12 protein-coding genes and 1 pseudogene are annotated in these 22235 nt (G+C 63.2%); all 13 read right to left on the bottom strand.

Annotated elements, in window-relative coordinates; all coding sequences use genetic code 11:
* Positions 1 to 41 precede the first annotated feature (41 nt).
* The gene (locus AC3QLZ_RS15725; RefSeq protein WP_492783638.1) at positions 42 to 11156 is read right to left on the bottom strand and encodes an SPM autocatalytic domain-containing protein; all 11115 of its coding nucleotides are present in this window, start codon (positions 11154 to 11156) and stop codon (positions 42 to 44) included.
* A 66-nt stretch (positions 11157 to 11222) separates the two neighbouring features.
* Positions 11223 to 11342: pseudogene (locus AC3QLZ_RS15720) on the bottom strand (hypothetical protein); the annotation flags it as partial.
* 322 nt (positions 11343 to 11664) lie between these two features.
* A complete protein-coding gene (locus tag AC3QLZ_RS15715) occupies positions 11665 to 13338 on the bottom strand; it encodes a type I secretion system permease/ATPase (protein WP_014236857.1) in 1674 nt (557 codons plus the stop codon).
* Positions 13335 to 15074 carry a type I secretion system permease/ATPase gene (locus tag AC3QLZ_RS15710; RefSeq protein ID WP_014236856.1) on the bottom strand — a complete coding sequence of 580 codons (1740 nt, stop codon included), beginning with the start codon at positions 15072 to 15074 and terminating at the stop codon, positions 13335 to 13337. The genes AC3QLZ_RS15715 and AC3QLZ_RS15710 overlap by 4 nt, the downstream gene beginning before the upstream one ends.
* Complete coding sequence (locus AC3QLZ_RS15705; protein WP_014236855.1) at positions 15071 to 15841, bottom strand: DUF5672 family protein; 771 nt, start codon at positions 15839 to 15841, stop codon at positions 15071 to 15073. Before AC3QLZ_RS15705 ends, AC3QLZ_RS15710 begins: the two co-directional genes overlap by 4 nt.
* Positions 15842 to 15861: 20 nt before the next feature.
* Positions 15862 to 16959 (bottom strand): hypothetical protein, encoded by a 1098-nt coding sequence (locus AC3QLZ_RS15700; protein WP_014236854.1) that lies wholly within the window; start codon positions 16957 to 16959, stop codon positions 15862 to 15864.
* 23 nt (positions 16960 to 16982) lie between these two features.
* Complete coding sequence (locus AC3QLZ_RS15695) at positions 16983 to 18113, bottom strand: DegT/DnrJ/EryC1/StrS family aminotransferase (protein WP_014236853.1); 1131 nt, start codon at positions 18111 to 18113, stop codon at positions 16983 to 16985.
* A complete protein-coding gene (locus AC3QLZ_RS15690; protein WP_014236852.1) occupies positions 18110 to 18526 on the bottom strand; it encodes a sugar 3,4-ketoisomerase in 417 nt (138 codons plus the stop codon). The genes AC3QLZ_RS15695 and AC3QLZ_RS15690 overlap by 4 nt, the downstream gene beginning before the upstream one ends.
* Positions 18527 to 18535: 9 nt before the next feature.
* Positions 18536 to 19189: a class I SAM-dependent methyltransferase gene (locus AC3QLZ_RS15685; protein ID WP_014236851.1), complete on the bottom strand. Its 654-nt coding sequence runs from the start codon at positions 19187 to 19189 to the stop codon at positions 18536 to 18538.
* Positions 19190 to 19283: 94 nt separating this feature from the next.
* The gene (locus tag AC3QLZ_RS15680; protein ID WP_014236850.1) at positions 19284 to 19712 is read right to left on the bottom strand and encodes a VOC family protein; all 429 of its coding nucleotides are present in this window, start codon (positions 19710 to 19712) and stop codon (positions 19284 to 19286) included.
* Positions 19705 to 20289 (bottom strand): GNAT family N-acetyltransferase, encoded by a 585-nt coding sequence (locus tag AC3QLZ_RS15675; protein WP_014236849.1) that lies wholly within the window; start codon positions 20287 to 20289, stop codon positions 19705 to 19707. Before AC3QLZ_RS15675 ends, AC3QLZ_RS15680 begins: the two co-directional genes overlap by 8 nt.
* A complete protein-coding gene (locus AC3QLZ_RS15670) occupies positions 20279 to 20515 on the bottom strand; it encodes an acyl carrier protein (RefSeq protein ID WP_043797977.1) in 237 nt (78 codons plus the stop codon). The genes AC3QLZ_RS15675 and AC3QLZ_RS15670 overlap by 11 nt, the downstream gene beginning before the upstream one ends.
* 10 nt (positions 20516 to 20525) lie before the next feature.
* Complete coding sequence (locus AC3QLZ_RS15665; RefSeq protein ID WP_014236847.1) at positions 20526 to 22226, bottom strand: HAD-IIIC family phosphatase; 1701 nt, start codon at positions 22224 to 22226, stop codon at positions 20526 to 20528.
* Between the last annotated feature and the right edge of the window lie 9 nt (positions 22227 to 22235).

Below are 22235 nucleotides of genomic sequence, written 5' to 3'. Positions count from 1 at the left end.
AACACCGGCCCGAGAGCCGGTGTTTTCAATGCCAGAGGCAATTAGCCGGTGACTTGGTGAAGATTGGCACCAATCAGCAACTGGGCATCTCCCTGGGTATAGATGTGATAGGTGACACCATCAATCACGGTCACGCCACCATCCGCCCATTGGCCCTGGGAGTTGTTGAGCTGCACAGTGTCATTGGCATCGCCCTTGACCACGATCTGCACATGGCCCTCGCCGGTCTGGGCGTTTTGCACCAGGTCGGTTACACCAAACTTCAGCACATCCTGGGCATTCACGATCAGCAGATCGCCATTTCCACCGTTACCGGCAAGGTTGATCTGGCCCAAGTTGCCTTGTTCAACCACAGCCTGATCCAGGGCGGAGAGGTCGATGACCCGATTCTGCCCTGCGCCAATCTGCAGCCAGACGTCGGACAGCTCATGGGTTTGACCATCTGCCGTGGTGTAGCTGGAAACCAGACCAATCACGTTGCCGTTGTCACCGTCGACCGTCCGGGTAGCCCCAAGATTCAGGCTGGTAATCCCCAGATCGGCCAGCGTGTGCAGCTCGGAGGACTGGGATACGCCGTCTTGGTTGGCATCCACCCAAACTCGCAGATCGGCGAATCCGGCATCCTTGGCATCCACGACACCATCCTTGTTGCTATCCATGGTTTGCAGTGCCTGGAAGCCATCCACCGCGTTGCTGCCATCCGCCAGCTTGGTGCTGCTACCGAACAACTCGCTGCCATCGTTGATGGCGCCGTCGTGGTTGCGATCGATCGCCAGGAAGCCGTCCTTGGAGGAAATCCAGCCCACGCTCGACTGCTCACCCACGGCCCGCAGGTCGAAAGTGACACCGGCACTGATGTTCAGGGTATGGATGCCATCTCCATCCAGATCCAGCACCAACGGCGTCAGCGAGGCCAGATGAGGCATCTGCTCGGTCGTCAGGGCTCCCACCTGGGTGGAAGTCAGCGCGCAGGACTGAGTCGTGGTCAAGGCTTCAATCTGGGACGTCGTCAGCGCAACGATCTGGTCCGTGGTCAGACTCTGAATCTGCACAGTGCTGAGGGCCATCAGGTCCGTGGTTTCCAGGGCGGTGACCTGATCCGTGGAAAGCGAGGTCAGCTGGCTCGTCGAAAGAGCTCCAACCTGGGCCGATGTCAGCGCAGCAATCTGGGCAGTATCCAGCACGGACACCTGCTCCGTGGTCAGAACCACCAGATCACGCGTTTCCAGGGCCGCAATCTGCAGCGTACTCATCACGGTCAGCTGCTCGGTCGTCAGTGCCAGCACCTGGGCCGTCGAAAGCGCAGCAACCTGGGCAGTAGTCAGTGCCTGCAGATCGCTGGTCTCAATGGCGGCAACCGCTGCCGTACTCAATGCTCCGATTTCTGCCGTGGTCAGCGCCCCTACTTGCGCGGAGGTCAGAGCCACCACCTGCTCAGTGGTCAGTACCGCCACATCGCGGGTTTCCAGCGCCCGGATCTGTGTCGTCGTCAGCACGGCGATCTGATCGGTCGTCAGAGCCGTCACCTGATCCGTACCCAAAGCAGCCACGGAATTGACGGACAGGGCCGAAATATCGGTGGTTTCGATCGCCACAATCTGTGCGGTGGTCAGAACACTAACCTGTGTGGTGCTCAGGGCTTCCACCTGGGCAGAGCTGAGGGCCACCACCTGATCCGTGGTCAGCACCACCACATCGCGGGTTTCCAGCGCACGCACCTGGGCCGTCGTCAGCACACCCAGTTGCTCCGTGGTCAGGGCAGCCACCGCAGCCGTCGTCAGGGCAGCCACCGCGGCCGTGTTCAGCGCCGTCAGGTCACCCGTTTCGATCGCCACTACCTGGGCCGTCGTCAGGGCCCCTACCTGGCTGGTCTTCAACGCACCGATCTGGCTCGAGGTCAGCGCCACCACCTGTTCCGTGGTCAGCACGCCCACCTGGGTCGTCGTCAGGGCGGCAACCGCTGCCGTGCTCAGGCCGGAGATGTCCGTCGTCTCGATCGCCACGATGGCCGCCGTGTTCAGCGCGCCAATCTGGGCCGTCGTCAGGGCACCCAGCTGGGTCGAGGTCAGCGCCACCACCTGCTCAGTGGTCAGCACCGCCACGTCGCGGGTTTCCAGCGCACGCACCTGGGCCGTCGTCAGCACGCCCAGCTGTTCGGTCGTCAGTGCTGCTACCTGGTCAGTCGTCAGCGCTGCAACACCCGCTGTGGATAGCGCCCCCACATCGGAAGTTTCGATCGCCACGACCTGAGCCGTGGTCAGGGCACCGATCTGGGCCGTGGTCAGGGCGGCAATCTGGCTCGAAGTCAGCGCCACCACCTGATCCGTGGTCAGCACCGCCACATCACGGGTTTCCAAGGCCGCAATCTGGCTCGTCTTGAGGACGCCGATCTGCTCCGTCGTCAGGGCAGCCACCGCAGCCGTCGTCAGGGCAGCCACCGCAGCCGTGTTCAGCGCCGTCAGGTCACCCGTTTCGATCGCCACTACCTGGGCCGTCGTCAGGGCCCCTACCTGGCTGGTCTTCAACGCACCGATCTGGCTCGAGGTCAGCGCCACCACCTGTTCCGTGGTCAGCACGCCCACCTGGGTCGTCGTCAGGGCGGCAACCGCTGCCGTGCTCAGGCCGGAAATGTCCGTCGTCTCGATCGCCACGATGGCCGCCGTGTTCAGCGCGCCAATCTGGGCCGTGGTCAGGGCACCCAACTGGGTCGAGGTCAGCGCCACCACCTGCTCGGTGGTCAGCACCGCCACGTCGCGGGTTTCCAGGGCACGCACCTGGGCCGTCGTCAGCACACCCAGCTGTTCGGTCGTCAGCACCGCAATCTGGGCGGTGTTGAGCGCCGCCACTGCCGCCGTGTTCAGGCCGGAGATGTCCGTCGTCTCGATCGCCACAAGTTGAGCCGTGGTCAGAGCACCGATCTGGGCCGTCGTCAGGGCGGCAATCTGGCTCGAAGTCAGCGCCACCACCTGATCCGTGGTCAGTACCGCCACATCACGGGTTTCCAGGGCGGCAATCTGGCTCGTCTTGAGGACGCCGATCTGTTCCGTCGTCAGGGCAGCCACCGCAGCCGTCGTCAGGGCAGCCACCGCGGCCGTGTTCAGCGCCGTCAGGTCACCCGTTTCGATCGCCACTACCTGGGCCGTCGTCAGGGCCCCTACCTGGCTGGTCTTCAACGCGCCGATCTGGCTCGAGGTCAAGGCCACCACTTGTTCCGTGGTCAGCACGCCCACCTGGGTCGTCGTCAGGGCGGCAACCGCCGCCGTGCTCAGGCCGGAAATGTCCGTCGTCTCGATCACCACGATGGCCGCCGTGTTCAGCGCGCCAATCTGGGCCGTGGTCAGGGCACCCAACTGGGTCGAGGTCAGGGCCACCACCTGCTCGGTGGTCAGCACCGCCACGTCACGGGTTTCCAGGGCACGCACCTGGGCCGTCGTCAGCACGCCCAGCTGTTCAGTCGTCAGCACCGCAATCTGGGCGGTGTTGAGCGCCGCCACTGCTGCCGTGCTCAGGCCGGAGATGTCCGTCGTCTCGATCGCCACGATGGCCGCCGTGTTCAGCGCACCTACCTGGGCCGTCGTCAGGGCACCCAGCTGGCTCGAGGTCAGCGCCACCACCTGCTCGGTGGTCAGCACTGCCACGTCGCGGGTTTCCAGCGCACGCACCTGGGCCGTCGTCAGCACACCCAGCTGTTCGGTCGTCAGCACCGCGATCTGGGCGGTGTTCAGCGCCGCCACCGCGGCCGTGTTCAGACCGGAGATGTCGGAGGTTTCAATAGCAACGATGGCTGCGGTGGACAAGGCACCGATCTGGCTGGTCTTCAACGCGCCGATCTGGCTCGAGGTCAGGGCCACCACTTGTTCCGTGGTCAGCACGCCCACCTGGGTTGTCGTCAGGGCGGCAACCGCTGCCGTGCTCAGGCCGGAGATGTCCGTCGTCTCGATCGCCACAATGGCCGCCGTGTTCAGCGCACCAATCTGGGCCGTGGTCAGAGCACCCAGCTGGGTCGAGGTCAGCGCCACCACCTGCTCGGTGGTCAGCACCGCCACGTCGCGGGTTTCCAGGGCACGCACCTGGGCCGTCGTCAGCACACCCAGCTGTTCGGTCGTCAGCACCGCAATCTGGGCGGTGTTGAGCGCCGCCACTGCTGCCGTGCTCAGGCCGGAGATGTCCGTCGTCTCGATCGCCACGATGGCCGCCGTGTTCAGCGCACCTACCTGGGCCGTCGTCAGGGCACCCAGCTGGCTCGAGGTCAGCGCCACCACCTGCTCGGTGGTCAGCACTGCCACGTCGCGGGTTTCCAGCGCACGCACCTGGGCCGTCGTCAGCACACCCAGCTGTTCGGTCGTCAGCACCGCGATCTGGGCGGTGTTCAGCGCCGCCACCGCGGCCGTGTTCAGACCGGAGATGTCGGAGGTTTCAATAGCAACGATGGCTGCGGTGGACAAGGCACCGATCTGGCTGGTCTTCAACGCGCCGATCTGGCTCGAGGTCAGGGCCACCACTTGTTCCGTGGTCAGCACGCCCACCTGGGTTGTCGTCAGGGCGGCAACCGCTGCCGTGCTCAGGCCGGAGATGTCCGTCGTCTCGATCGCCACAATGGCCGCCGTGTTCAGCGCACCAATCTGGGCCGTGGTCAGAGCACCCAGCTGGGTCGAGGTCAGCGCCACCACCTGCTCGGTGGTCAGCACCGCCACGTCGCGGGTTTCCAGGGCACGCACCTGGGCCGTCGTCAGCACACCCAGCTGTTCGGTCGTCAGCACCGCAATCTGGGCGGTGTTGAGCGCCGCCACTGCTGCCGTGCTCAGGCCGGAGATGTCCGTCGTCTCGATCGCCACGATGGCCGCCGTGTTCAGCGCACCTACCTGGGCCGTCGTCAGGGCACCCAGCTGGCTCGAGGTCAGCGCCACCACCTGCTCGGTGGTCAGCACTGCCACGTCGCGGGTTTCCAGCGCACGCACCTGGGCCGTCGTCAGCACGCCCAGCTGTTCGGTCGTCAGCACCGCGATCTGGGCGGTGTTCAGCGCCGCCACCGCGGCCGTGTTCAGACCGGAGATGTCGGAGGTTTCAATAGCAACGATGGCTGCGGTGGACAAGGCACCGATCTGGCTGGTCTTCAACGCGCCGATCTGGCTCGAGGTCAGGGCCACCACTTGTTCCGTGGTCAGCACGCCCACCTGGGTCGTCGTCAGGGCGGCAACCGCCGCCGTGCTCAGGCCGGAAATGTCCGTCGTCTCGATCGCCACGATGGCCGCCGTGTTCAGCGCGCCAATCTGGGCCGTCGTCAGGGCACCCAACTGGGTCGAGGTCAGGGCCACCACCTGCTCGGTCGTCAGTACCGCCACGTCACGGGTTTCCAGGGCACGCACCTGGGCCGTCGTCAGCACACCCAGCTGTTCGGTCGTCAGCACCGCAATCTGGGCGGTGTTCAGCGCCGCCACTGCTGCCGTGCTCAGGCCGGAGATGTCCGTCGTCTCGATCGCCACGATGGCCGCCGTGTTCAGCGCACCTACCTGGGCCGTCGTCAGGGCACCCAGCTGGCTCGAGGTCAGCGCCACCACCTGCTCGGTGGTCAGCACTGCCACGTCGCGGGTTTCCAGCGCACGCACCTGGGCCGTCGTCAGCACGCCCAGCTGTTCGGTCGTCAGCACCGCGATCTGGGCGGTGTTGAGCGCCGCCACCGCAGCCGTGTTCAGACCGGAGATGTCGGAGGTTTCAATAGCAACGATGGCTGCGGTGGACAAGGCACCGATCTGGCTGGTCTTCAACGCGCCGATCTGGCTCGAGGTCAGGGCCACCACTTGTTCCGTGGTCAGCACGCCCACCTGGGTCGTCGTCAGGGCGGCAACCGCCGCCGTGCTCAGGCCGGAGATGTCCGTCGTCTCGATCGCCACAATGGCCGCCGTGTTCAGCGCGCCAATCTGGGCCGTGGTCAGAGCACCCAGCTGGGTCGAAGTCAAGGCTTCCACCTGGGCCGTCGTCAGTACCGCCACGTCACGGGTTTCCAGGGCACGCACCTGGGCCGTCGTCAGCACGCCCAGCTGTTCGGTCGTCAGCACCGCAATCTGGGCGGTGTTGAGCGCCGCCACCGCGGCCGTGTTCAGGCCGGAGATGTCCGTCGTCTCGATCGCCACGATGGCCGCCGTGTTCAGCGCACCTACCTGGGCCGTCGTCAGGGCACCCAGCTGGCTCGAGGTCAGCGCCACCACCTGCTCGGTGGTCAGCACTGCCACGTCGCGGGTTTCCAGCGCACGCACCTGGGCCGTCGTCAGCACACCCAGCTGTTCGGTCGTCAGCACCGCGATCTGGGCGGTGTTCAGCGCCGCCACCGCGGCCGTGTTCAGACCGGAGATGTCGGAGGTTTCAATAGCAACGATGGCTGCGGTGGACAAGGCACCGATCTGGCTGGTCTTCAACGCGCCGATCTGGCTCGAGGTCAGGGCCACCACTTGTTCCGTGGTCAGCACGCCCACCTGGGTTGTCGTCAGGGCGGCAACCGCTGCCGTGCTCAGGCCGGAGATGTCCGTCGTCTCGATCGCCACAATGGCCGCCGTGTTCAGCGCACCAATCTGGGCCGTGGTCAGAGCACCCAGCTGGGTCGAGGTCAAGGCTTCCACCTGGGCCGTCGTCAGTACCGCCACGTCACGGGTTTCCAGGGCACGCACCTGGGCCGTCGTCAGCACGCCCAGCTGTTCGGTCGTCAGCACCGCAATCTGGGCGGTGTTGAGCGCCGCCACTGCCGCCGTACTCAGGCCGGAGATGTCCGTCGTCTCGATGGCAACGATGGCTGCGGTGGACAAGGCACCGATCTGGGCCGTCGTCAGGGCACCCAGCTGGGTCGAAGTCAAGGCTTCTACTTGGGCCGTCGTCAGCACCGCCACGTCACGGGTTTCCAGGGCACGCACCTGGGCCGTCGTCAGCACGCCCAGCTGTTCGGTCGTCAGCACCGCAATCTGGGCGGTGTTGAGCGCCGCCACCGCGGCCGTGTTCAGGCCGGAGATGTCGGAGGTCTCGATGGCAACGATCGCAGCGGTGGACAAGGCACCGATCTGGGCCGTCGTCAGGGCGCCCAGTTGGTTGGAAGTCAGGGCAGTGACCTGGTCGGTGGTGAGCACCGCCACATCACGGGTTTCCAGGGCAGCAATCTGGCTCGTCTTGAGGACACCGATCTGTTCCGTCGTCAGGGCAGCCACCGCAGCCGTCGTCAGGGCAGCCACCGCGGCCGTGTTCAGCGCCGTCAGGTCACCCGTTTCGATTGCCACTACCTGGGCCGTCGTCAGGGCCCCTACCTGGCTGGTCTTCAACGCGCCGATCTGGCTCGAGGTCAGCGCCACCACCTGTTCCGTGGTCAGCACGCCCACCTGGGTTGTCGTCAGGGCGGCAACCGCTGCCGTGCTCAGGCCGGAGATGTCCGTCGTCTCGATCGCCACGATGGCCGCCGTGTTCAGCGCGCCAATCTGGGCCGTCGTCAGGGCACCCAGCTGGGTCGAGGTCAGCGCCACCACCTGCTCAGTGGTCAGCACCGCCACGTCGCGGGTTTCCAGCGCCCGCACCTGGGCCGTCGTCAGCACGCCCAGCTGTTCAGTCGTCAGCACCGCAATCTGGGCGGTGTTGAGCGCCGCCACTGCCGCCGTGCTCAGGCCGGAGATGTCGGAGGTCTCGATGGCGACGATCGCAGCGGTGGACAAGGCACCGATCTGGGCCGTCGTCAGGGCGCCCAGTTGAGCCGAACTCAAAGCAGCCACCTGCTCGGTATTCAGCACCGCCACGTCACGGGTTTCCAGAGCGGCAATCTGACTCGTCTTGAGGACGCCGATCTGTTCCGTCGTCAGGGCAGCCACCTGTGCCGTCGTCAAGGAGGCAATTTGAGCTGCGGACAGGGAAGTCGTAAGTGCAGTGATATCAGTGGTTTCGATCGCCACGACCTGAGCCGTGGTCAGAGCACCGATCTGAGCCGTGGTCAGGGCGGCAATCTGGCTCGAAGTCAGGGCCACCACCTGATCCGTGGTCAGTACCGCCACGTCGCGGGTTTCCAGGGCGGCAATCTGGCTCGTCTTGAGGACGCCGATCTGTTCCGTCGTCAGGGCAGCCACCGCAGCCGTCGTCAGGGCAGCCACCGCGGCCGTATTCAGCGCCGTCAGGTCACCCGTTTCGATCGCCACTACCTGGGCCGTCGTCAGGGCCCCTACCTGGCTGGTCTTCAACGCGCCGATCTGGCTCGAGGTCAAGGCCACCACTTGTTCCGTGGTCAGCACGCCCACCTGGGTCGTCGTCAGGGCGGCAACCGCCGCCGTGCTCAGGCCGGAAATGTCCGTCGTCTCGATCACCACGATGGCCGCCGTGTTCAGCGCGCCAATCTGGGCCGTGGTCAGGGCACCCAACTGGGTCGAGGTCAGGGCCACCACCTGCTCGGTGGTCAGCACCGCCACGTCACGGGTTTCCAGGGCACGCACCTGGGCCGTCGTCAGCACGCCCAGCTGTTCAGTCGTCAGCACCGCAATCTGGGCGGTGTTGAGCGCCGCCACCGCGGCCGTGTTCAGGCCGGAGATGTCGGAGGTCTCGATGGCAACGATCGCAGCGGTGGACAAGGCACCGATCTGGGCCGTCGTCAGGGCGCCCAGTTGGCTGGAAGTCAGGGCAGTGACCTGGTCGGTGGTGAGCACCGCCACATCACGGGTTTCCAGGGCAGCAATCTGGCTCGTCTTGAGGACACCGATCTGTTCCGTCGTCAGGGCAGCCACCGCAGCCGTCGTCAGGGCAGCCACCGCGGCAGTGTTCAGCGCCGTCAGGTCACCCGTTTCGATTGCCACTACCTGGGCCGTCGTCAGGGCCCCTACCTGGCTGGTCTTCAACGCGCCGATCTGGCTCGAGGTCAGCGCCACCACCTGTTCCGTGGTCAGCACGCCCACCTGGGTTGTCGTCAGGGCGGCAACCGCTGCCGTGCTCAGGCCGGAGATGTCCGTCGTCTCGATCGCCACAATGGCCGCCGTGTTCAGCGCACCAATCTGGGCCGTGGTCAGAGCACCCAGCTGGGTCGAGGTCAGCGCCACCACCTGCTCAGTGGTCAGCACCGCCACGTCGCGGGTTTCCAGCGCACGCACCTGGGCCGTCGTCAGCACGCCCAGCTGTTCGGTCGTCAGCACCGCGATCTGGGCGGTGTTCAGCGCCGCCACTGCCGCCGTGTTCAGGCCGGAGATGTCGGTCGTCTCGATGGCAACGATCGCTGCGGTGGACAAGGCGCCAATCTGGCTGGTCTTCAACGCGCCGATCTGGCTCGAGGTCAGGGCCACCACTTGTTCCGTGGTCAGCACGCCCACCTGGGTCGTCGTCAGGGCGGCAACCGCTGCCGTGCTCAGGCCGGAGATGTCCGTCGTCTCGATCGCCACAATGGCCGCCGTGTTCAGCGCGCCAATCTGGGCCGTCGTCAGGGCACCCAGCTGGGTCGAGGTCAGCGCCACCACCTGCTCGGTGGTCAGCACCGCAATGTCACGGGTTTCCAGGGCACGCACCTGGGCCGTCGTCAGCACGCCCAGCTGTTCGGTCGTCAGCACCGCAATCTGGGCGGTGTTGAGCGCCGCCACTGCCGCTGTAGACAGGCCGGAAATGTCAGAGGTCTCGATGGAAACGATGGCCGCCGTGGATAAGGCACCGATCTGGGCCGTCGTCAGGGCGCCAAACTGGCTCGAGGTCAGGGCTGCCACCTGCTCGGTGGTCAGCACCGCCACATCACGGGTTTCCAGCGCACGCACCTGGGCCGTCGTCAGCACACCCAACTGCTCAGTCGTCAGCACGCCCACTTGGGCGGTGTTCAGTGCCGCCACTGCGGCCGTGTTCAAGCCGGAGATGTCGGAGGTCTCGATGGCGACGATGGCCGCCGTGGACAAGGCACCAATCTGGGCCGTCGTCAGGGCACCAAACTGGCTGGAAGTCAGAGCGGCAACCTGCTCTGTGGTCAGGACCGCCACGTCGCGGGTTTCCAGCGCACGCACCTGGGCCGTCGTCAGTACGCCCAGCTGTTCGGTCGTCAGGGCAGCTACCGCAGCCGTCGTCAGAGCAGCCACAACAGCCGTATTCAGCGCCGTCAGATCACCCGTTTCGATCGCCACTACCTGGGCCGTCGTCAGAGCCCCTACTTGGCTGGTCTTCAACGCGCCGATCTGGCTCGAGGTCAGCGCCACCACTTGCTCCGTGGTCAGCACGCCCACCTGGGTCGTCGTCAGGGCGGCAACCGCTGCCGTGCTCAGGCCGGAGATGTCCGTCGTCTCGATCGCCACGATGGCCGCCGTGGACAGCGCGCCAATCTGGGCCGTCGTCAGAGCGCCCAGCTGGGTCGAGGTCAGCGCCACCACCTGCTCGGTGGTCAGCACCGCCACGTCGCGGGTTTCCAGCGCACGCACCTGGGCCGTCGTCAGCACACCCAGCTGTTCGGTCGTCAGTACGCCTACCTGGGCCGTATTCAGCGCCGCAATACCGGCTACCGACAGAGCTGAAATATCCGAAGTTTCAATGGCAACGATGGCCGCCGTAGACAAGGCCCCCACCTGAGCCGTGGTCAGAGCAGCAATCTGGGAGGACGAAAGCGACTCAACCTGGCTGGTGGTCAGCACTGCCACATCGCGGGTTTCCAGGGCAGCAATCTGCCGGGTGCTGAATACATTCAACTGCGCCGTCGTCAGCGCCGCCACCTGATCGGTACCCAAAGCCGCAACAGCGGCAACGGAAAGGGCAGAAACATCAGACGTTTCGATTGCCACCACCTGCTCGGTCGTCAGGGCGGCAATCTGGGTAGTACGCAAGGCGGCAATCTGGGCAGAACTCAGCGCGGCGATCTGATCAGTGGTGAGAACAGCCACATCGCGAGTTTCCAGCGCGGCAATCTGGCTGGTTTTGAGAACTGCAATCTGCTCGGTGGTAAGGGCAGCTACCTGAGCCGTATTCAGCGCTGCGGTCGCAGCAGTGGACAGACCGACAATATCCGTCGTTTCAATCGCAGCAATCTGGGAGGTCGTCAGGGCGCCGACCTGGGTCGTCTTCAGGGCGCCGATCTGGGCAGAGGTCAGCGCAACGATCTGGGAGGTCGTCAGGGCAGCGACCTGAGAGGTTGTTAGTGAGCCAACCTGATTCAAAACCTTGAGCACCGCGATGTCAGCCGTTTCCATCACGACCAACTGCGCCGTATTCAAGGCAGCAATCTGGGTAGAGGTAAGCGCCATTACCTGAGTTGTAGTCAGGACCGGCACTTGCACCGTAGTCAGGGCCGCTATGTCGGCCGTAGTAAGGGCAGCGATCTGCGAAGTAGAGAGGGCCGCGATCTGAGCCGTGTTCAATGCGGAAATTACACTCATTTTTTTGCCCTTTTTTTGGAAGACAGCGCTCTGACTAATAACGTAAAGACACGTAAAGCGCACGATACACCATTGCGCCGATTCATTACATGAAATCGGCGTCAAGCATAAAGTGTGCCCACAACCCCGTTCGAGACCGAAGGGAATCCTTACGTCGTTTTACGGCTGGTAGCTCTAATACTTTAGGCCAGGGAAGAAAAAAAACTGAAAGACTTTTCATCCCAAACGGGACGACGGAAAAGGTTCAGCCCATTCACTGGGTGCCAGAGGACTTATGCACCAGAAACGTCACAGGGATGTGACAAGAATTGGCAGTTCGTGCTCAGGAAGCCACCGCGAGTTCCTGGCGCCGGAACTCCGCCACCAGCAAGCCGCCCTCCAGTTTGAGAATCCGGTCAGCAGCGGCTGTTGCATTATTGCGGTGGCTGATCATGACAACCAGTCGGCCTTCTGCCTTGAGCTCCCGAACCGCCCGCAACAAACACCCTTCGCCCGCGTCATCCAGATGGGCATTGGGTTCATCCAGGACGATCAGCAGAGGATCGCCGTACATGGCCCGGGCCAAGCCGATACGCTGGCGCTGGCCGGCGGAAAGCAGATGCCCCGACTCGCCAATCTGGGTGTCATAGCCTTTCGGATGCCGCAACACCATTTCGTGAATGCCGGCCCGTTTGGCCGCCCGGACCACCTGCTCCGGATCCACTTCACCAAACCGGGCGATATTCTCGGCGATGGACCCCTCGAACAACTCGATTTCCTGCGGCAGATAGCCAATCCGGGGACCGAGAAGATGACGATCCCAAGCTTCCACATCCCGTCCATCGAGCAGAACCTCACCTTGCCGCTCCGGCCAGATACCGACCAGACAACGGGCAAAGGTGGACTTGCCGGAGCCGGAAGGCCCCACCACCACCACCACCTCCCCCGAAGAAAAGCTGGCATTCAGGTGTTTGAGAATGGGCTTGGCCCGTTGGCTGGCGGTAGCCGTTAGTCCCCGGACCAGCAGTTCAGCCCGCTCCGGTACTGCATCATCCAATGAGGAAGGACGCCCCCCTCTCTCCAGCAGTTTCTCCAACCGCAGGAAGGAAACCCGGGCAGTAATGAAATTGCGCCAAGTGTTAACCATCATGTCGATGGGCGCCAAGGTACGGGACATCAGCAGATTGGCTGCCACCATGGCCCCCGGCGTCAGCCGGCCATCGATGACCAGCAGGGATGAAATGGCAATGATCAGGGACTGCTGGCTGTAGCGCACAAGCTTCGAGATTTCCTGCAGCCGGTGCGACCATTCCTGGGCCTGGTGATTCAGCCCCAGGGCCCGTTGCTGCTTCTCCCGCCAACGGCGCCGCAGGTTCTCTACCATTCCCAGGGACTCGACCACTTCACAGTGGCGGCTCTTCGCCTGCACATAGCCCAGGGCCTGGCCGCTGGACTCCAGAGCTGCCTCCAGGGGTTCGTGGGTGTAGTAATGGGTCGCCCAGGTAACACCTGCCAGGAGCAGACAAAACACAATGGCACTAAAGCCCAGCAGGGGATGCAGGATAAACAGCACCCCGATGTAAACGATGGTCCACGGCGCATCGAAAAAGGCAAAGATGGCCGGTCCGGTCAGGAACTGGCGAATGCCGGTGAGATCACCGAAACTCTGCACATGGGTTCCGGTACGATTCAGCACCGACTCGAAAGTCGCCTGAAAAACCCCGGTGCTCAAATATTCGTCCAACCGCACGCTCAGGCGCACCAGCAGCCAGGAACGCACCCACTCGGCAAAACCCATGATGCCCAGCAGGACGAAGGCAATGATGGTGAGGGAAATCAGGGTCAGTTCGCTCTGACTGATCATGACCCGGTCGAAGACCTGCAGCATGTAAAGCGTGGGCACCACCATCAGCAGGTTCGAGACAAAACTGAACAACCCCACCACCATGAACTCACGGCGGAAGCCCCATAGAGCATTGGCCAGGACGCTGCGGGAAAAGAACTCCGGCTTTTTCATGCCCCGCTCCCTCCCGAAGCCGGGGCAGGCACCGCTTTCCCCTTGATGGACTGGGGATAGAGCACGGCCAGCACCTCATCGCGCTTGCCATAGAGCTTCACGGCCCCCTCCTGGATCACCAGCAGGGAATCCACCACCCGCAAAACGCTGGTCAGGTGGGAAATAACCACCACCGCAACACCGCGGGCCTTCAGCATTTCCAGCGCCTGGGCCAGGGCCAGGTCACCAGCCTCATCCAGGCTGGCATTGGGCTCATCCAGCACCACCAGCTTGGGATTGCCATAGATGGCCCGGGCCAGGGCCACTCGTTGGCGCTGCCCGCCGGAGAGGAAGCAGCCGTCGCTGCCGACCTGACTGTCGTAGCCCTCGGGCAGGTCGGCAATGTTCTCGTGCAACCCGACGACACGCGCCGCCGCCTCCACCTGCTCCATGTCGACGTCACCGAAGCGAGCAATGTTCTCGGCCAGGGTCCCTTCAAACAGTTCCACATCCTGAGGCAGATAGCCCAGGTGTGGCCCCAGTTCCGTCTTGTTCCATTGGTAGATGTCGACGCCGTCCAGACGCACCTTGCCCACTGCGGCAGGCCAAACCCCCATCAGTACCCGGGCCAGGGAGGTTTTGCCGGCAGCGGAAGGGCCGATGATGGCCAGAATCTCTCCGGGAGAAACCTTGAAATTCAGTCCTTTCAGGATCGGCGCCCCGCCACCGGGAGCCGCCGCCACCACGCCCTCCACCGTCAGATGCCCCTGGGGGGCCGGCAGCCTCATGCTGGCCGGCTTCGCCGGCAGGTCATGCAGGACCTTTTCCAGCCGATCAAAGGCGTCACGGGCGCCCACCACGATCTTCCACATCGAAGTCAATTGCACCAGCGGCTGGACCACCCGACCACCCAGAATGGTCGCAACAATCATGGCGCTGCCGCCACCACTCATCAGTCCTTTCAGCGTCAGCCAGCATCCGAGCCCCAGCAGCAACGAGCCCTGGCCGATCTGGACGACCTTGGCCAGGGTCATCCCTTTCCCCGCATGATCGGAAGCAATCGCCTGCAACCGCAGGAAACGGCGTTGCCGCACCATCCAGCGCTCATGCAGATGGGACAGCATGCCCATCGCCTGAATCACCTGGGCATTGCGCAGAACACCGTGGGCGTAGCCCTGGGCTTCCATCATGGCACTTCCCGCCTGCTTCAGAGGGGGATCGGTACGGCGCTCCTGAACGTAGGTCAGCACGAACTGGATCAGCGCGCCGATCACCGAAAAGTGACCCAGTACCGGGTTGATGCTGTAGATGAGCAGCAGGAACAGCAGGGAAACCGGCACATCCAGCGCCGCCATGAGGGCAGGACTGACAAGGAAGTCGCGCAACGTGCGCAAGTCCGAGAGGGAATGCACTGCGCCGCCCGGCAGGCGTCGCAAACTGGCATCGAACACCAGGTTGAACAGGCGATCCCCCAGCAGGGCTTCAAGCTTGAGACCAGCCTGGAGCATGATCTCGGCCCGGACGTAATCCAGCACCACCGTCAGCACATAAAGCCCGAGCACCAAGCCCGTCAACATCACCAGGGTGGTGAAGTTGCGGCTGTAGATGACCCGGTCGTACACCTGCATCATGTAGGCGACCGGCGCCAGGGCAAGGATATTGATGAAGCAGCTGAAAAAGAACGCCTGGCGGAAACTGCCACCCAACTGGCCAAAAATCCGCCACAGCTCTGAAGTGCGTTTGCCGGCAGCGTTCATGTCGACCTCTCTGGCAAGCACTGCACCACGGCTTCCGGCATTTCCGGCAGCAACTGCCGCCAGAACTCGGGCTCGTACTTCCACCAGGCATGCCCGCCCATCGGCGCCTGTCCACCGTTGACGGCGAAATAGAAGGAAGGCTTGAGTTCCATGGCAAAACGGGAGGCCATCACTTCATTGGGCAGGATGAAATCGGTGGATAGCCCGCCCATGATGGAGAAGAAAAGGTCTTCGCTGGAGCCGGTGCGGTCGAAGATATCCACCGCAGCGCCGAACTCCTGGAGCAGGGACAGGCATTTGCGCACCCGCCGCAGCGAGAGTCCTCCATTGCCGACATGGGCCCGGGTCCGCTTGCCCCGCGGCCCATCGAAAACCCCGGCATTGACCAGAATCTCCACACCATCGGGCCAGGGCGCCCCCACATAATCGAAAGGCTGGGCAGCCCAATAATCCAGTTCGTCCTGCAGCAAGATGGCATCGGTCTGCAGGATGAGCAGATACTCATAGCTGAGGAAACGGGTATAGAACCCGGGACTCAGCAGCAAGCGGTTGTAACCGGGAATGGAGACGAAGTTCTCGGCGGGAAAGGCCAAGTACTGCATTCCCGGGTAACGGGCCTGGTATGCCGAAAGATCCAGGCCTTCAGGACCGATAAAGAGCAATGGGTGCCGGCCGCCGAGCACGGTCAGGGAATGGTCCAGAGAGTACTGTTCCAGGGGGTCGAGGCGGTCCTTGTAGATGGGAACCAGGATGATGGTTTTACGCATGGCCGCCGCTCCGGGAATCATCACTGGTCCAGGCCCAGATAGCCGCCCTGGTAGCTGCGATCACCGCTGGCAATGGCCGCGATGAACTGCTCCACGGCAAGAAAGACCTGCTCGCAACGATTGTCGATATGGTGCTTATCCAGAGCCTCCGCAACGCGTTGAATCAGGCCGCTTTGCCCGGCTGCATCGAAACGGGCGACGGCCTGGTCATTGATGGCCCGGGGATCGATCAGATCGGCCACTTCGTAATAGAGGGGAATATCGCCGAGCAAGGCCACTTCAGGCAGATTGCGATAGAAGGAGGGCACGATGGGAATCCCACCCACCATCAGGGCGTTGTAGACCCGAATCGGCACGCCGCCCAGAACCGGAGCGATCCAGTGGGTCTTGTGGGCCGCCCACTCGCGAAAGTTGTCCAGATCCGACTTGTGCTTGTAGTCGTTGCTGGCAAACCCGACCGTGGGGAAGGTCTTGGTCACGGTGGCCAGAGCCCGGTTGCGACGCTGATAATTGCCGTAGAAGGCATGAGGCCCTAACGGTTCGTTGCTGCGGGCTTCCAGCAGCACACTGAAATGGTCGGCCACGAACTTCCGGGTCCATTGATGCACGCCGATAAAAACAGGGCCAATGACGCAGGGATTGAAGTGGGACAGCAGGAAGGCGTTTTCGGAAGTCCCCGAGATATAGAAATCGCAGTTCATCGCCAACATGGCGCTCATCTGGATCCAGTGCTGGGAATCCCAGTCCCAGATGACAAACAGAACCTCTGGGTTCCGATTGTAGAACTCCATGTAGACCGGCAGATTCCTGCCCACATCGTTGTTGGTCAGGAACAGCAGGCTGCCGGGTGGAAAATGCAGATCGGGGTCGGTGAGGAAATCCGGTGGCAGAGGGATGAACTCCCGGCCCGCCGCCAGAGGCTGGCACTTCTTCAGATGCTCGCCGAGATAAACCTTGCCCACCTTGCCAAAGAGTCCGCTGGCGGCCTTCTTCTCGATCTGGCTGCGCTTGAGCATGGCCAGGGAATCGAAATAGGCGTCCTGCAGAATTTCGTGGATGCCCTTGTTCAGGTCAGCCAGGGCATTGATCAACTCGACGGGATTCTTGGCGGAGGTCATTGGCAGCAATCGAAATGCAATAGTCAGGCAAGAGGGCCGGCTGGCGCCGGCTGCATACGGGCGGATACTGCCTTTACAGCATCAATCACCGCCGTTACCTGGGAATCATCAAGGGTCGGCCCCATGGGCAGACTGAGGACTTCACGGTGCAGAATCTCCGTGATGGGGAAAGCGCCTTCCCTGTACCCCAACCCGGCATAAGCCGGTTGCAGATGGGGAGGTACCGGATAGTGAATCGCCGTCTGCACCCCGGCTTCATGCAGCGCCACCTGCAGCGCATCCCGCTGGGGACTGCGCACCACGTACAGGTGCCGGGCTGACACATGGCCCGGGGCCTCCTGCATCAATTGCAGCCCGGCCGCCCCCAGTTCGGCATCGTAGCGTGCCGCGATCTGGCGGCGACGCTGGTTCCAGCCATCCAGCAACGGCAGCTTGGCCCGCAGGAAGGCCGCCTGAATCTCGTCCAGACGGCAATTGAAACCGGCCTCTTCATTCCGGTACTTGCTGCGGGAACCGTAATTGCGGAGCAACCGCAGTCGCTCTGCCAGTTGCGGATCGGAAGTCGTGATTGCGCCGCCATCGCCCAGGGCACCAAGGTTCTTGCCCGGGTAAAAGCTGAAACCGGCGGCATGCCCCAGGCTGCCGGCCCGTCGCCCGTGGCAGGTTGCGCCATGGGCTTGGGCGGCGTCCTCGATCACCTTCAAGCCATGACGCTCCGCCAGGTCCATCAGAGGCGCCATCTCGGCAGTCTGGCCATAAAGATGAACCGGCATGATGGCCTTGGTACGTGGCGTGATGGCCGCCGCAACGGCCTGCGGATCCATGTTGCCGGTATTGAGCAAAGGCTCGACCGGGACCAGACGGGCTCCGGCATAGGTGACGGCCAGCCAGGTGGCGATGAAGGTATTGGCGGGAACGATCACCTCGTCCCCGGCGCCAATGTCGTAGGCCCGGAGAATCAGGTGCAGGGCCTCCAGGCCATTGGCCACGCCTATGCAGTAGTCGGTCTGGCAATAGGCGGCAAATTCGGCTTCGAACGCCTCCACCTCCTGGCCCAGGACAAGCCAGCCGGAATCCAGCACCCGTGTCAGGGCTGTATGGAGTTCCGGGGCCAGGGAACGATTGAGTTCCTTGAGATCAAGAAAGGGAATCACGCCTGACGCTCCCGAACCGCGGACATGAACTGATCGTAATCCCGGATGTAATCGGCTTCGTCATACTTTGAGGAAGCCAACACCATGCACACGGCACCGGACGAAAAATTGTCCAGATACCGCCACATCATGGGGCAGACATAAAGACCGAAGTAGGACCGGTTGAGATGGAAGCGGCGCTGTTCCTGCCCGTCATCCAGCACCACGTCGAAACTGCCGGACATGGCCACGATGAACTGGTGCAGGTTGCGGTGGGCATGGGCGCCCCGGTCGGCGCCGCCAGGCACATCGTAAAGATAGTAGACGCGCTGGATGTCGAAGGGCACGTGATTCCCCCCTTCGATAAAGGTCAGGTTACCCCGGGGATCGTGAATCTTTGGCAAATCCAGGATGCGACAGTCGGCCAACGGCATGGCGATCTCCTAGACCGGAGGAAGGGAGGCGACGACATAAATCTCGCCGGCAATATCGGGATAGCGTTCGCCCATCTGCATAAAGGCCTCGATCATGGCGGGAGTCCAGTGGCTTTCGATCTGCCCGTTGGAAACCGGCTTGAGCCAGTAGCCGCCGAAAACGTCCACCCGCAATCCGGCCTGGCTGAATGCCGCCCGAAAGGACTCTGGATTAAAGACCCGGCGATGGCCGTGGTGCCGGTCCATCTCGTTGAGGGCATCCTCCTGGGGCAGCAGGCCCATGATGGTGGCGGCCTGCCGGTGCACGGAACGGGCATTGGGCACGGCGGCAAAGATCCGGCCACCGGGCTTCAGCCACTGCCGCGTCCGGGCCAGGATATCCACCGGGTCCTGCACATGCTCCAGCACATGGCCAAGGATGATGGTATCGAACCGCTGGGTCGGCTGGAATTCCTCGAACAGCGCATGTACCACGGTGGCCGCAGGGAAACGCTGGCGCAGGCTGTCGCAAAACAGGGCCGAGCCCTCGACGATGGTCATGGCCTTGCCGGTGGTGGCCAGTAGTTCAGTCATCACGCCTTCTGCCGGCCCCATTTCCAGCAGGCTGTCCCCCTGGAGATGGCGCTGCAGGATGCGGAAACAATAGCTGATGGCCGCTGGCATGACCCCTGCGGAATACAGGGATGCCTGGGATATCTGCTGCAGTTTGCTTTTTTCTTCTGTACTCACGCACTTCCCCCGGGGCGGTGGGCCGCCCTTATCTTTCAATGAATTCAAGCATCAGGCCGTTACGGAACATGACAAAACTGATGCGCCGCCCGCCAAATGCAACTGCCGCCACCGGCGCCACGGTTACCCGGGCCCGCTGGCTGCGGGCCCACTCCAGGGCGCCTTCGATATCCGCCACCAGATAGGCGAAGTGATACATCTTGATACCGGCATTAAGCCAGGGGGTCAAAGTCTCGGCCCCGGGCAGGTTCTCCAACAGTTCGATACGGGGCCCCGGACCGACGAGAAAGCAGCCCGCCACGCCCTGAACGGGATCGGCAAAATCCTCACCTTCCTGACGATAACCAAGAAAGGCAAAGAATGGGCGCTCTTTCTCCAGGGAAGCTGTGGCATAGCCCACATGGTGGAACTCGTACCCTTCGGGCAGCTCCGCCAGGGCCTGGGGCAACTCAAGCACGATACAGCCTCCGCGCGGTCAATTGGGCCAGCTTTTCCAAGCGGGGCGCCAGATCATGCCACGCGGCACGGTTCACCCGGTGCTCCACCGCATCCACACGCCGTCCATCCAGATCGAAATGCCCCGGCAAACGGGTACGCTGGGCGATGCCGCAGGAGTCATGGAAAGACACCACGGATTCGTTATCGGCCACGGTCCTGCAATACACTTCGTCCAGCCCCAGCTGCTCGAAGGCACAACGGTAGATCAGCCAGGCACTTTCCACCGCGGCCAGGGAGCCGGGCCTGAGAATCCAGCGTCCCCACTCCCCGGCATGACCGGCGGCATCGATGTCATAGAGCGAGATCACCCCTTCGGGCAGACCATCTTGCTGCCGCTCCACCACAAAATAGTAGTCACCCGGGCGCTCATAGTACTGGGCCAGCCATGCCAACTGAGCCGCCAGACTGGAGGAAGTGGCATGCAGGAAGCGGTTGAGCTGCGGATTGTTGCGCAATTCCAATACCAAGGCGGCATCCCCGTCGCCGATGGGACGCAGACGGAAAGCAGGCCCCGCCACAGTCAGGTCATGCCGCATGGAGGGCCAAAGCTCCATCCACAATCTGGCTGACGCTATTCAGCTCGGCCAGCGCTTCCTCCGAGAATTGCAGGCCCAATTCATCCTCGATGGCAAAAATGACCTCGATGTGCTTCAAGGAGTCCCATTGGGGCGTGTTCTTGCGCGAGCTGTCGGGATTCACTTCGCATTTGAGAACAGTGGCAAGAACGGCCAGCACCAAGGCTTCAATTCTCTGACGATCCATAATCGACTTATTACTCCTGGTTCAGGGTTACGCCGGCAGCCGGGGTGAAATCCCTCACCAACTGGGCCGGCATATTATGCAGTCCAGCCTCTGGATGGGTATCGCAGCCCAACAGGCGGGCCAGCCAGTCCAGTGCCGGCTGATTGCGCGGACCGTGGGCAACCCGGAATGCCAGCTCCTGGCAACCGGCAAAGATCGGCATCCGGCGCAGGGCTTCCAGGATGATGGTGTCTTCCAGCTGGCGCCCCATGGCCCGGCAGCTGACGCACAACTCTTCCACCAACAGGCGTTCGCCCTGGCGCTCTGCCACGATCACCGCGATCACGCCGCTATCCGACAAACGATCGCTCAGTTGCACGCTGGCAATGCAGGCATCCCGACGCTCCAGCCGCTCGGCCACCTCGGCCTGGTTGAAACGGCGCATGGCCAGATTGAACTGGTTGGTCTTGTTGCAAAGGTCCGCCAGCCGGGTCAGTTGAGCCACCGGGTCGATGCGATACACCAGGCTCACCTGCAGGCTGCGGAAATATTCGGCCGGATCGGTTGCATGTTCGGCCAGGGCATCCCGCTCCGCGTTGGCCTTGAGATCCTGGATGCGCTTGGCATCGTCACTCTCCACCTTCCAGCGCCATAGCCCCGGGTAATAGTGGATCGCGCGGCAGGTCAGGGTAGCGTCCGGGTGGGCATAGACGGCATGGACCGATGGCAGTTGCATGGTCACGCTGGCCAGTTCCCCCGGATTGTCATCGACGAACAGCACGGCATCGGCAGCAATGCGCAAGGCCTTGGCAATGCGCTCCACCGCAGCGGCCTTGTCGCCCCAGGAGACCTCGGTGGCCGAAAAGTCTTCCCAGCGCAGGGGATAATCCTGGCGCTGGGCAAACAGGGCCTCCACGTCGGCGCGCTCGTTGCGCGAGACCAGGGCCACGAAGACGCCCCGCTGCTGCAGGCCTTTGACGTAGTTTTGCAGGGCCTCGTGACCGGGCGTCAACTGCACGCCCTGAATGCCCTCTTCACCGAGTACGCCGGCATGCAGGGTATGGTCCAAGTCCAATGCCACCGCTTTTACCGGCGGCAGCAGGGCCCCAGGCAACCAGTGGCAGGCCAGCTCCCGGGCCAACTGGACCTGGGCGGCATTGGCCACGGGAGTCCCGGCCAGCGCCGCAGAGCGCGAATCCCTCAGGGGCACGCCGGCTTCGCTGCAGACGCTGCCGAGATCGGCGAAGTAAACGGCCGGCAAAGCATCCACCAGCGACTGCAACCGGGCCCGCTGCGGCGCCTCATCGAGCCAGGTGGCAATGATGACGGGGGCCTTGGACATGCTGCGCAAGGCATGCAGACGCCCTTCCAGCCAGGGCAACCATTCATCGAAAGCCATGCGGGCGAGAAAACGGTCGCTATCCAGCCACAACAGTTCCGCATCTGCCTCCTGCCGGTCCACGAACATCAGGGAATCGTCATAGCCGCCCAGACGGAAGTCGGCCTGCCAGCCGCAGAAGGCGAAATAGGGAGTCGTCAGGGGCACCAGAGGCTCGAAGGCATGGTTGCGCCACACATTGACGCTTGCCGACTGGCGGGAAGGCGACGGAAGTGCGAGTCCCTGCAACGCCAGGCGGCTCGGGCGGGGCGCAAACAGGACAGCCTGGGCCTCGAACAGGGACATGGCCCCTTCGATGGTCTTTTCGGTCGGCAATTTTGCAGTAGCAGTCATTTCAAACGT

The organism is Azospira sp. MPR-LB4 (genome assembly GCF_058809525.1).
This window is presented reverse-complemented; position numbering and strand designations above follow the sequence as displayed.